This window comes from Pseudomonadota bacterium, from assembly GCA_039818985.1.
Classification (GTDB): Bacteria; Pseudomonadota; Alphaproteobacteria; order Sphingomonadales; family Sphingomonadaceae; genus Alterisphingorhabdus.
This window is the reverse complement of record JBCBSU010000001.1, coordinates 1,908,022-1,919,490: the sequence shown is the minus strand read 5'-3', so window position 1 is coordinate 1,919,490 and position 11,469 is coordinate 1,908,022. Positions and strand designations below refer to the sequence as shown.

Genomic DNA, 11,469 nt, shown 5'->3' with positions numbered 1-11,469 from the left:
GACATTACTGTCAGCATATGTCGCGCCAGCATCACCATCCCATCAGCGTCTCCGCCTCTGAAATTGATTTCATGGGGCATGTCAATAATGCGCATTATCTCAACTGGGTACAGGATGCTGTGATCGCTCATTGGGAGAAGATCGCGCCGCCGACGGCCGTGGCCGAACATCTCTGGGTCGCGCTCAAACATGAGATCACCTATCGCAAGCCGGCTTTTCTCGATGACGAGGTGATTGCCACCGTGATCCTTGAGAAAGTGCATGGCGCGCGCGCCTTTTACGACACCGTCATCAGCCGTGGCGAGGAAGTGCTGGCCGAAGTCAAATCGAGCTGGTGCTGCATCGATGCCGAGACGCTGCGTCCGGCGCGGCTGACCAAGGATGTCGTGCGCCGCTTCCTTCCCTTAACCGAAGACTGATCACCCGGTCATCTCTCAACCGTAACAGTGCTTGCGCATCGCCTGTGACTGTTTCACAGCATAGCGCGCTGGCGACTGAGAGGAAAGACACCGCATGACCGATATTCTCTACGCCGCGCCGCTGTCGCTCTATTCGGGCAAGGCGCGCGCCTATATGGACTGGAAGGGCGTGGATTATCGCGAAGCGCTGTCGCGGCCCGAAGTCTATCGCGACATCATCATTCCTGCGGTCGGCCGTCCGGTGATCCCGGTGCTGCAGCTCGCCAATGGCGAAATCATCCAGGACACAACAAAGATTATCGATCATTATGAGGGTGTTGCCGAGGGTCCTTCGGTCTATCCCGAAACGCCCGTACAGCATCTGGTGGCGCTGCTGTTCGAAAGCTATGGCGATGAATGGCTGACCATCCCGGCAATGCATTATCGTTGGAACTATAATGAGGAATGGGCCTATTCCGAATTTGGCAAGGTAGCCCATCCCGATGGTACGCCGGAAGAACAATATGCTGTCGGCAAGGAGCGCGGCACCGCGTTCAAGGGCTTCTGTCCGGTCCTCGGCATCAACGAAGCGACGATCCCGGCAATTGAAGCGAGCTATGAGGCGTTACTCGCTGATCTGGATACACATTTTGCCGCCCAGGACTATCTGCTCGGGTCACAGCCCAGTATAGGTGATTATGGCCTGATCGGCCCGCTTTATGCGCATCTTTATCGCGATCCGGCCTCGGGCGAGATCATGCAGCGACTGGCGCCCAATGTCGCACTCTGGGTCGAACGCATGGTGCAGGTCGAAACGCCGCTATCGGGCAGTTTTCTTGATGACGATGCGATTCCCGAAACGCTCTATCCGGTGCTGCGGCGGATGATGGCGGAGCATATTCCCTGGCTGCAGATCAGCGCCGATATGCTGGCGGGATGGGCAACAGAAAATGCGGGCGAGGAACTGCCGCGCGCGGTTGGCTTTGCGCCGTTCACGATCGAAGGCACCAGTGGCGCGCGGGCAGCGACGCTGTTCAGCCTGTGGATGCACCAGCGCCCGCTTGACGCCTATCGGGCGCTGCAGGGCGATGCACGGGTGCGTGCCGATGCGCTGCTCGATGCAGTGGACGGCAGCGCGTTTCGCGATTTCCGCCTGCCGCAGCGGCTTGATTTTGTTGACCACCGGCTCGTTCTGGCCGATTGATCCGGCACCAGCACAATGTGCTGTCAGGCAACATTGGGAAGTGACAGACAGGGCCATGTTCGGCCATCTCCAAGCCATAACTGTATATCGCGCAATGCGCCAAGATAGAGCTTTGTAAGCTCTTAATTGGTGCAGGTGCCGATAAGATGGCCTTTGCAGGTTTCTGCGCCAGCAATTAGGGATGCCCGCATGTCCAATGAATTCATGATCATCACTTTTGCGCTGTTCCTTGCCGGGATTATCGCTGTGCCATTGGCGAAGCGGTCCGGATTGGGATCGGTATTGGGATATTTGCTCGCCGGGATCGCACTGGGGCCTGTGCTGAGCTTTGTTGGCGCAGATGTGACCGGGATGCAGCATTTCTCCGAATTTGGTGTTGTGATGATGCTGTTTATCATCGGGCTGGAAATGAGCCCCAGAGCGCTGTGGGACATGCGTGCGCGAATTTTCGCGTTGGGCGGCCTGCAGGTCGGGATCACGGCTCTGATCGTATGCGCTATTGCGCTGCTGTTCAGTCAGCCCTGGACCGTGGGGATTGCGATCGGAATGATCCTGGCCTTGTCCTCGACAGCCATTGTCAACCAGACCCTGAATGAGAAAGGGCTGTTAAAAAGCGATGGCGGACAGGCCAGTTTTGCGGTGCTGCTGTTTCAGGACATCGCAGTTATCCCGATGCTGGTCGTCATTCCCCTGCTGGCTCTTCCGGAACTGGCCGGGAGTGGCACGGCAGCAGTCGATAGCCATGCAGCCGGCGAGGGCGCGCTTCATCTCAACCTGGTGGAGAATCTGCCTGCCTGGCAAACGGCTATTGTTACGGTTGCAGCCATTGGCGCAGTGATCTTTGCTGGCCGCTATCTGACTGACCCAGTCTTCCGCTTTGTCTCGCGTGCCCGGCTGCGTGAGCTCTTTGTGATGACGGCACTGATGATCGTTCTGGCCATCACGATCCTGATGACGATGGTGGGCCTGTCAGCAGCGCTCGGCACATTCCTGGCCGGCGTCGTGATGGCCAACAGCGAATTTCGCCATGAGCTGGAAAGCGATATCAACCCGTTCAAGGGGATATTTCTGGGCATCTTTTTCATGACGGTCGGTGCGGGGATAGATTTTGCTTTTCTGTTTGCAAATGTCTCGCTGGTTATCGGCCTGACCCTGGGGCTCATCATTCTCAAGATCGCGGTACTGTCCGTTCTGGCGCGTGTTTTCAAAATTGCGGGCGGCGACAAATGGCTGTTTAGCCTGGGATTGGCGCAGGCAGGTGAATTCGGCTTTGTGCTGCTGTCATTCTCTGTCGCCAGTGCCGCCTTGCCAACGGACATTGCTGACATATTGCTATTGGTCGTTGCCCTGTCGATGCTGGTGACGCCGGCGCTCTTCATTCTCTATGATCGTGTCATTGCCCCTCGCTATTCGGTCGAGCAGGAGCGCGAAGCGGATGAGATAGACTCCGACGCCAAGATCATCATTGCCGGGCATGGCCGTTTTGGCGGTATCGTCAATCGCGCATTGTCGGGCGCAGGTTATGACACAGTCGTTGTCGATTACAGCTCTGATCAGCTGGAAATGCTGCGGAGCTTCGGCATGCGCGTGCATTACGGGGATGCGACCCGACATGATCTGCTGGAAGCGGCAGGGTTGGAGAATGCGCATATCCTGGTCATTGCGATTGATGACAAACAGGCCATTACCCAGCTTGCGCGATATGTCTGCAAAGCCTTTCCGCATGTGCATGTGGTGGCTCGCGCCATTGACCGTACCCATGTCTATGATCTTTGGTCGGTTGGTTGCCGGGACATTATTCGCGAGACCTATGACAGCTCACTTCGCGCTGCGCGTTCCGCACTGGAAGCGCTTGGGATAGAGCGTCCGGAAGCAGAACGCATGATGGCGGTATTTGAGCAAGTCGATCGTAGCTCCATGGTGGAGCTTGCCGGTCTGTATGATATAGACATTCCGGTGCAGGACAATGACGCTTACATGCAAAAAGCGCGCGAGATGCGTGCTGAATGGGAACAGCAACTGAAAGGCAAGATGCGTCCTTCAGCCGATTGAAGCATCAGATGTGCGGTAAGATCAGCCGAGCAGCCCGAGTGCGATCAGGATCATCAGAAACAGCACGCTGATGATGTTGATAAAGGCGAACAGCACGATGAAACGGAACACCGTGCCTATGCGCGAAAAGCCATAGGCATGGCGCAGCTGGCGGTAGAGATGGAATGGCGCGTAAAGCACTGCCAGCGGAATCACCAGTCCGGGAAGAATGTTGAACTTTACCGATAGCGCACAGGCAATGAACAGCAGCGACATGAAGGCCAGCGAATAGGTGGTGAACACCGCATGATCGTAAAAGCGGTGGCCGCGCTTGCCGATGGTGACCAGCCAGACAAAGGGTATGGATAGCGGGATCAGCAGCCAGGCGAACTTATAGCCGTTGGATTTGAGCTTGTAGAGCAGCAGCTCCGGGTTGCTATTGGCTTTTTTGGCGGCGTTGGTCACCCATTTGTTGAGCCAGGGTACGCCGGTATCGACATTGCCTTCGGAGTCCAGCCCGGCAATGTCGCCATCATCATCTACAAGCTCGGGATATCGGACAGAGCCGGTAGTGGCGAAGGATAGCGCATTGGCTTTGCCCTTTTCGGCGTTGATTTCTCCCTGTAATTTGTCGCGTTCCGCTTCGGAGAGAGCTTCCTGCTCCAGCTTTGCCTGTTTTTCGGCAATCAGGGCTTCTACCTCGGCCAGGTTTTGCTGGTCCGTTTGCCAGCTCCAGTCGATCGGCGTTACCTCGCCGTCACTGTCTGTACTGGCGTTCGACAAGCCGGGAGAGCCGACAAAGGAGAAGATGGCAAACATCATGAATATGGCGAACAGGAACAGCGCCATGGGTGAGATGAATTTGGCGCGCTCGCCATGGACATAGCGCCGGGTCAGTTCGCCCGGCTTCCATGCCAGAAGCGGCAAAGTGTTCCAGAACTTGCCGTCAAAATGCAGCACCCCGTGCAAGATGTCGTGCCAGAAGGCGCTTATCGAGCGGTGAATATGTGCGGGCTGGCCGCAGACATGGCAATGCGAGCCGATCAGCGTTGTACCGCAATTGAGACAGGCTTCGCCATGCGCGGCGTCGGCGCTGGTCTCGCCGTCGCGCTTTTCAAACACCCGGCCTGCCATGGCACCTTCTGCCATGGTTCCGATCGCTTCAAATTCCTGAGACATGAGGGTCGGCCCCAATCCTTGTGATCCGGCGCAGTCCCCTTGCGCAGAACCAGTTTAGCCAAAATCCGGTGGTCTTGCAAAGCACGGAATTGCAAAGACCGTCGCGGCACCCCATAAACCCGGCATGAACAGTTTCGATCCCCGCACATTTCGCGATGCACTGGGCCAGTTTGCCACCGGCGTCACCATCGTTACCGCGCGCAGCGCTGATGGCACGCCGGTAGGTGTTACCGCCAACAGCTTCAACTCGGTCTCGCTCGACCCGCCGCTGATACTATGGTCGCTCGCCAGAACCTCACGCTGCATGTCGGTGTTCGAGGCAGCAGAGGAATTTGCGGTGCATATCCTCGCCAGTGATCAGGATGACCTGTCGAACCGTTTCGCCTCGCGCATGGACGACAAATTCGCCGGACTTGATATCGCCGGTAGCGGGCTACCCCTGCTCGAAGGCTGCACCGCGCGCTTCCGCTGCCGCACCCGCCATGCCTATGAGGGCGGCGATCATGTCATCTTTGTCGGTGAAGTGGTGGGGTTCGAGCATGATGCCAAGCCGCCGCTGTTGTTCCATGGCGGCGACTATGCCGACAAGAAAAAGCGGGTGCGCCCTGTCGGTGACGCAACCGAATATGGAAGCGATGTTGCCGATGCCGAGATTGTCGGTCCGCCGGTGCTCTATGAAGTCGATGGCCGCATCGCCACCATCACTCTCAACCGGCCCGGCGCGCGCAATGCGCTGTCCGAAGAGGTGATTGCGGCACTTGTCGATGCGCTTGATGCCGCCGAGGCCGACAGTAACGTCAGCTGCGCCATATTGACCGGGGCAGGAGACAGTTTCTGCTCCGGCGGCAATATCAAGCAGATCAGGGCGCTCACTGCCGAGCAGCAGATGAGCCCGCTCGAGCTCGAGCAATGGTATCGCGATCATATCCAGCGTATCCCGCGGACCATGGATGCGATGTCGGTCCCGGTAATTGCCGCTATCAACGGCCATGCCATTGGTGCCGGGTGCGACCTGGCCTGTATGTGCGATATCCGTATCGCCGCCGACAAGGCGGTGTTTGCCGAGAGCTTTCTGCGCGTCGGGATCATACCGGGCGATGGCGGGGCCTGGTTGCTGCCGCGCACCATCGGTATGGCGCGGGCGAGCCAGATGCTGCTCACCGGTGAGTTTATCGATGCCGCCAGGGCGCTTGACTATGGTCTGGTCAGTGAGGTGTTGCCCGCCGGTGATCTGCTGTCCCGGGCCGGAGAGCTGGCCGAAATGGTAGTGCAATATCCTCCGGCCGCGGTGCGCAAGTCGAAGCGGCTGCTGAAGGATGCGCGCGACATGTCGCTCAGCGAGCATCTCGATGAGGCGGCGATCTGGCAGGGCGTGCTGCAGCAGATGGACGACCATCGCGAGGCGATCGACGCCATTCTGGAGAAACGCAAGCCACGCTTCAGCGGGCGTTGATGCGCGTTTGATACCAGTTGCGATGTCCTGACCTGCCGGCGGCGACCAATATGATACATCTTTTTACGCGGCACAGCCTTTTTACAAGCCGTTAGCCGTCGTTGCACATATGTTACGTCTCAGGACGGGACAGTATCTGATAATTTCAGAAGCAACTAAATAAAATACGGTGAACTGAAAAGAATTTGTCGTTTTCTATGGTTAATGGTTTGCAAAGGATCCACTTCCGACGCTATTCATAAGACACAAGAAAAGTCGCAAACGGCATGGAGCGTGGCAATGGGGATAGCGCATGATAAAAACGCTACTGATACCAGTGCGTTAAACGTTCGCGCCGATGTCAACGGCCTTTTGCGCCAGCGCGAAGCAGAAACCCGCAATCGCCTGGCCGTCGATCCCGATCTCTATCGACTTGGCGAACTGGACTGTCTTTATGAACAGGATCAGGCGACGCTCTGGACCTATATGAACCCGATTGGGCGACCCAGCTTCAACCCATCAATGCTCGATGATTTCCGCCGCTGGCAGAATGCCATCCGCACCAGTTTCGGGCCGGACAAGCTGCCGCTCAGCTTTCTCGTATTGGGGTCGCGCTGCCCCGGCGTGTTCTGCTATGGTGGCGATCTCGATCTGTTTGTGTCGCATATACGTGCCGGCAATCGCGAGGCACTGGTCGATTATGGCCGCAAATGTGTCGGGATCCTGCACCGCAATATGCATGCGCTGGATCTGCCGATGGTCACTATCGGCCTGGTCGAGGGTGACGCACTGGGCGGCGGTTTCGAGGCGTTGCTCTCCTTCGACCTGATCATCGCCGAAAAAGGCAGTAAATTCGGGCTGCCGGAGACGATGTTCGGTCTGTTCCCGGGAATGGGGGCGCATTGCATCTTGTCGCGCAAGCTGGGCACCGCCATGGCTGAACGCATGATCATGGGCGGCAAGACCTATATCGCCGAAGAGCTGTACGATATGGGACTGGTGCACGAACTGGTCGAACCCGGCGAAGGCGTGGCTGCGGTGCGCAAGTTCATCAGACGCGAAAAACGCCGTCTCAGCGGGCGCCTCGGCTCGAACCGCGCGATGAATCTGGTCGCTGATATCCGCCTCGAGGAATTGCAGGCCGTTGTTGAGCTATGGGCGGATTCAGCACTCAAGCTGCGTGAACAGGATCTCAAGCTCATGCTGAAACTGGTTTCGGCACAGACCCGGGTGCGCAAACAGGCAATGGATGATGTGACGCATATCGGTCAGCCGCGCAATCTGGCGGATGGTGCCGAATAGCATAGCCAGTATCAGCTCCTGGCCGGCAAAGGATAAGCTGTCGTTTCCCAATCGATATCGAGCGCTGCAGTGCGGCCCAGACTGGCAAGCTTGAGCGCTTGCGTTTCGGGCACCGGTCGGCTGTAATAATAGCCTTGGCCCTGGGTGCAGCCTGCCTGTTGGACCGAACGGGCATGATCGGGATTTTCAATACCTTCGGCGACAATCGTCATGTCGAGCGTGCTTGCCAGTTCGGCAACGGCACGGATAATGGCATTGGACTTCGCACCGGCATTGGGGCCACTGACGAACGAACGGTCGACCTTGATCTTGCTGAAATTATAGCTGTGCAGATAGGATAGAGAGGAATATCCCGTGCCGAAATCGTCCAGCGCGATGCGGATACCTTCGAGCGACAGCGTATCCATAAAGTCGGAAATGGCGGCATCCTCGTCGATGAACACCGTCTCGGTGATCTCCAGTTCCAGACGTTGTGGCGCGATCCCGGCATCGCGGATGGCGCGCAAGATGCCCAGTGCCGCGCCCGGGGCGGTCATCTGCACCGGGCTGACATTGACACAGACGGCGATATCTTCGGGCCATTGGGTTGCCGCCTCACAGGCACGCGCGGTGATCCAGTTGCCGAGAGTGATGATCAGCCCGGTATCTTCTGCAACCGGGATGAACTCGGTCGGTTCAAGCTCGCCCTTTTCCGGATGGAACCAGCGTACCAATGCCTCGAACGCCTTGATGCGTCCGGTCTTGAGATCGACGATCGGCTGGTAATAGAGGCTGAGTTCGTTCTTCTGGATTGCGGCACGCAATTCCGTCTCGATTTCGCGGCGGCGCACCAGGTCACGGTTCATCGACTTGGCGAAGAAGCTGTACTGGTTCCGGCCATTGACCTTGCTGTGATAGAGGGCAAGGTCGGCGCATTGCATCACACCGTCAAGATCGGTGCCGTTTTCCGGCATTTGCGCAATGCCGATCGACACACCGATTTCCAGCCGGTGGCCGTCGAGCCGCAATGGCCGGGTCAGCTCGGTCAATATGTCCTCGGCCATCGCTTCGATGGTGCTGCGTTCGGTTTTGGAGCTGACGACAACAAATTCATCACCGCCAAAGCGCGCGACAATGTCTTCCGGGCAGATCCGCCGCAGCCTTTTTGCGGTTTCGGCGAGCAGTCTGTCGCCAACGGGATGGCCCAGCGTGTCATTGACCTCCTTGAACCGGTCAAGATCGAGCCAGAAGACGCTGATTGCAGCATCATTCTCGTTTTTCGCCAGCAGTTTCACCAGCTGACCGTTCAGGCCGGCACGGTTGAGCAGCCCGGTGACAATATCGGTGCGGGCATAGCTGCGCATTTTCTCGGCCAGCTCGGCATTCTGCTCGGCAGCGTCGAAGGAATCGCGGACAATGGCAAAGGTGTTAATGGTGATGCCAATCATCGCGGTATCGAACAGTACGATGGTGATCGCCAATATCTTGTAGGAGACGATGCCGCTGAACCACAGCGCCAGTGCTGGCGGCAGGGTGGTGAGAATAATCTGGCCAATAGCAATGACCGGGCGCCCGGCATTGCGCCCCGATATGCCGGCAGCGTAACCGATGGCGTTGGTCGAGGCCAGCACATGCAGCGTCGGATCGTCGGCAAAAGCCACCGCGAGAGCCGTGACCATGCCCAGCGACAGCGCATAGGCCCAGGCGCCGGCTTCATAAAGTGTTTCAAAGGCTTCGGCATCGCCGCGGCGGCTGCGATCCTCGAACATATAGGCAATGGTGACGCGGAAGGTCGAGACGATGGTGATGACCACAGCGGCGATGTAAAGTGCTTGGCTCTCCGCCTGCCAGGCGATGAAGACGGCCGCCAACACTCCGCACAGCGCACCGAGCAGCAGCGAGATGGGCGAGGTATACAGGGTAGAGACGAGCGCTCGCTTAACCCGATCGTTCAGCGGGTCCGAGCCAAAGATACCGTCCAGTCGAGATGGCCGAAATTTTATGGTCCGCTCCGTTTCTTCGCGCCACTAATATGGTTTCCCACATAACTCCCTTGGCAGAGAGTTCTGATTTTTTGGTTAATGCCGCATATACAAATTGACCGTGGCAGCGCTGGAGCGAGGGTCTGTGCGGGAGGTTTCAGAGCCATTAGCGGCGCATGGAAAACTGTATCAGACAAGGGCTTTGTAGCCGCCATCTGTCGGGTTTCAGCCATCCGCGGGCATATCCCACTGCGTCATCAGCTTGCGATCGAGAATGCGCGCCAATTCGGTCCACCAGCGTTGTCCGTCGCTATTGCCTTGCCAGAAACAACGCTCGGCCTGGTGCGCAGCATAGGCGGCACTGCCAAAACCGTAACGGGCAAACAGCCGCAAAGCGGCGCGCAACTGCGGTGTGTCTATCGCCGGCTCGCCGTGTGATGGCTGGTTGTCATTAGCCGTTTTGGGGGCAGCTTTTGGCGCTATTGCAGGCGTTCGCTCCTGCGGTCCGCGCCGATGGCCAGGCGCATCCGTGTCGCTGGCGGTTTCAGGCAGGGTGCGGGATGGCGTTTTCATGACATTTCCCATTTGGCCAGAGCGCCCCGATGGCGCATCTGTGGTCATGGGAAAATAGAAGCAGCGGGCTAATCCGCGGTTGCCTCAAATGGTTAAGCCAAGGCGCGGAAATATTAACCATGATATGGCGTAGCCCGGCTCCGCGGTAATATACTGGTGTTTCTATCGCTTGCCGGGTTCGGCAATCCAGCGGCCGCTGTCACGATATTCGGGCCGGATCGTGCTGGCACCGGGCAGGTTCTGCGCCCGGTAATTGGCATCACCGCCCTTGGCCCGGGCAGCCTCGGAATAACGCGGCGGTGCAGACTGAGCGGATGCCGCTGGTGCTTTTTGGCTGGTGTTCTTGTCCGCAGCATTGGCAGCGGCTACCTGCTGGCTCTGGGCAATAGCTGCCTCATAGGCGCGCGCCAGTGCTACCGGATCTGTCGTTGCCGATGCCCGGGTAATCGCCTGTTTCGGTTTGGGGCCGGGGCTTGGTTCATTACCGGCATAGATGCCGGAAAATGCCGCTGGCAGCCCGGCGCTGCCTTTCCAGCTGTAAAAACGGTGCGCACCAATGGTGCCGAGAAAGTTGAGGCTGGGTGCCCAATAGGGGCTGACCTCGGTGGTGTGATAATGAGTGGCAAGGCCCGCCGGGGCAAACACCGCGCCGTCGAGCATGTCGCTGGCGACCAGGCGCGCACGCTTCCAGTGATAGGGATCGGGACGCCGCGCCATTGAACCATCGCAGCTGAAGGTGAACTGGCAGCCAGTGGCGCGTTCCGAACCCTGATAGACGACGCCGCAGATATTGGCGGGATAGCTCGGATGGCGCACCCGGTTGAGAACAACCTGGGCCACGGCACGCTGTCCGGCATCGGGCTCGAGCGCCGCTTCATAATAGATTGCCGTGGTGAGGCATTGCAGCGCACGATAGCGGTCGCGGGTGCTGCCGCCGAGACGGAAGGCGCTCGCTGCAAATGGACCGATCGCGGCGCTGGCGGTGATATTGCCGGCACCGGGTATCAGCGTTGTGCCAGCGTTGCCGGCGGCATTGGTAGCCAGCCAGTCGCCATCTTCTGCGAGATAATAAAAGGCTGAGCCGGGGAAATTGTCCGCCGCGCGTTCCGACCAGAGCTGGCGGGCATCGCTATAGGCAGGCACTGCGGAGTCGCTGTTCTCGCCCTGTGCCGTGCCCATCTGCACCAGCGCGAAGCTGGAGAAGACAAACAGCGATAGCGACAGCAGCTTTTCGCGCAGCGACAGCCTCAGGCTCTGGCGTACGCGACTCGCCTTGCGCCGCTTGCGGGCGCGCCGTTTCACTCGATTGTCGCTATTGTGCCCCATAATCCGGCGAATCTGTGTCCCTCTGCACCTGTTCCGGTGCCTATGTTGGCCTGAGCTATACCA

The 11,469-nt window shown here is 58.3% G+C and carries 9 protein-coding genes; 5 read left to right on the top strand and 4 right to left on the bottom strand.

Features of this window, described 5'->3' with window-relative positions:
- Positions 1–17: 17 nt before the first annotated feature.
- The 3 genes from AAFX04_09225 to AAFX04_09215 all read left to right on the top strand — a co-directional run bounded on the left by AAFX04_09225 (position 18) and on the right by AAFX04_09215 (position 3,654).
- The gene (locus AAFX04_09225) at positions 18–419 is read left to right on the top strand and encodes a thioesterase family protein (protein MEO1045606.1); all 402 of its coding nucleotides are present in this window, start codon (positions 18–20) and stop codon (positions 417–419) included.
- 94 nt (positions 420–513) lie between these two features.
- Positions 514–1,602, top strand: coding sequence for a glutathione S-transferase (locus tag AAFX04_09220; GenBank protein ID MEO1045605.1), 1,089 nt, complete (start codon positions 514–516; stop codon positions 1,600–1,602).
- A 189-nt stretch (positions 1,603–1,791) separates the two neighbouring features.
- Positions 1,792–3,654 carry a cation:proton antiporter gene (locus tag AAFX04_09215; protein ID MEO1045604.1) on the top strand — a complete coding sequence of 621 codons (1,863 nt, stop codon included), beginning with the start codon at positions 1,792–1,794 and terminating at the stop codon, positions 3,652–3,654.
- A gap of 21 nt (positions 3,655–3,675) precedes the next feature.
- Here the strand turns inward: AAFX04_09215 and AAFX04_09210 are convergent, their stop codons facing one another.
- Positions 3,676–4,812: a DUF3667 domain-containing protein gene (locus tag AAFX04_09210; protein ID MEO1045603.1), complete on the bottom strand. Its 1,137-nt coding sequence runs from the start codon at positions 4,810–4,812 to the stop codon at positions 3,676–3,678.
- Positions 4,813–4,936: 124 nt separating this feature from the next.
- Between AAFX04_09210 and AAFX04_09205 the strand changes: the two genes are divergently transcribed.
- Together AAFX04_09205 and AAFX04_09200 are read left to right on the top strand one after the other, a co-directional pair.
- The gene (locus AAFX04_09205) at positions 4,937–6,265 is read left to right on the top strand and encodes an enoyl-CoA hydratase-related protein (protein MEO1045602.1); all 1,329 of its coding nucleotides are present in this window, start codon (positions 4,937–4,939) and stop codon (positions 6,263–6,265) included.
- Between the two features lie 279 nt (positions 6,266–6,544).
- Positions 6,545–7,546, top strand: a complete 1,002-nt coding sequence (locus AAFX04_09200) for a crotonase/enoyl-CoA hydratase family protein (protein ID MEO1045601.1) — start codon at positions 6,545–6,547, stop codon at positions 7,544–7,546.
- 11 nt (positions 7,547–7,557) lie between these two features.
- Here AAFX04_09200 and AAFX04_09195 read toward each other — a convergent pair whose 3' ends face one another.
- The 3 genes from AAFX04_09195 to AAFX04_09185 all read right to left on the bottom strand — a co-directional run bounded on the left by AAFX04_09195 (position 7,558) and on the right by AAFX04_09185 (position 11,406).
- A complete protein-coding gene (locus tag AAFX04_09195; protein MEO1045600.1) occupies positions 7,558–9,399 on the bottom strand; it encodes an EAL domain-containing protein in 1,842 nt (613 codons plus the stop codon).
- Positions 9,400–9,732: 333 nt separating this feature from the next.
- The gene (locus AAFX04_09190) at positions 9,733–10,080 is read right to left on the bottom strand and encodes a hypothetical protein (protein ID MEO1045599.1); all 348 of its coding nucleotides are present in this window, start codon (positions 10,078–10,080) and stop codon (positions 9,733–9,735) included.
- Positions 10,081–10,242: 162 nt separating this feature from the next.
- On the bottom strand, positions 10,243–11,406 hold the full coding sequence (locus tag AAFX04_09185; GenBank protein MEO1045598.1) for a cell wall hydrolase: 1,164 nt from the start codon (positions 11,404–11,406) through the stop codon (positions 10,243–10,245).
- Between the last annotated feature and the right edge of the window lie 63 nt (positions 11,407–11,469).

Excerpts from the sequence above, each read along its gene's own strand:
- AAFX04_09210 (MEO1045603.1), bottom strand. The coding sequence starts at position 4,812 with ATGTCTCAGGAATTTGAAGCGATCGGAACCATGGCAGAAGGTGCCATG.
- AAFX04_09215 (MEO1045604.1), top strand. The coding sequence starts at position 1,792 with ATGTCCAATGAATTCATGATCATCACTTTTGCGCTGTTCCTTGCCGGG.
- AAFX04_09225 (MEO1045606.1), top strand. The coding sequence starts at position 18 with ATGTCGCGCCAGCATCACCATCCCATCAGCGTCTCCGCCTCTGAAATT.
- AAFX04_09200 (MEO1045601.1), top strand. The coding sequence starts at position 6,545 with ATGGGGATAGCGCATGATAAAAACGCTACTGATACCAGTGCGTTAAAC.
- AAFX04_09205 (MEO1045602.1), top strand. The coding sequence starts at position 4,937 with ATGAACAGTTTCGATCCCCGCACATTTCGCGATGCACTGGGCCAGTTT.
- AAFX04_09220 (MEO1045605.1), top strand. The coding sequence starts at position 514 with ATGACCGATATTCTCTACGCCGCGCCGCTGTCGCTCTATTCGGGCAAG.
- AAFX04_09185 (MEO1045598.1), bottom strand. The coding sequence starts at position 11,406 with ATGGGGCACAATAGCGACAATCGAGTGAAACGGCGCGCCCGCAAGCGG.
- AAFX04_09190 (MEO1045599.1), bottom strand. The coding sequence starts at position 10,080 with ATGAAAACGCCATCCCGCACCCTGCCTGAAACCGCCAGCGACACGGAT.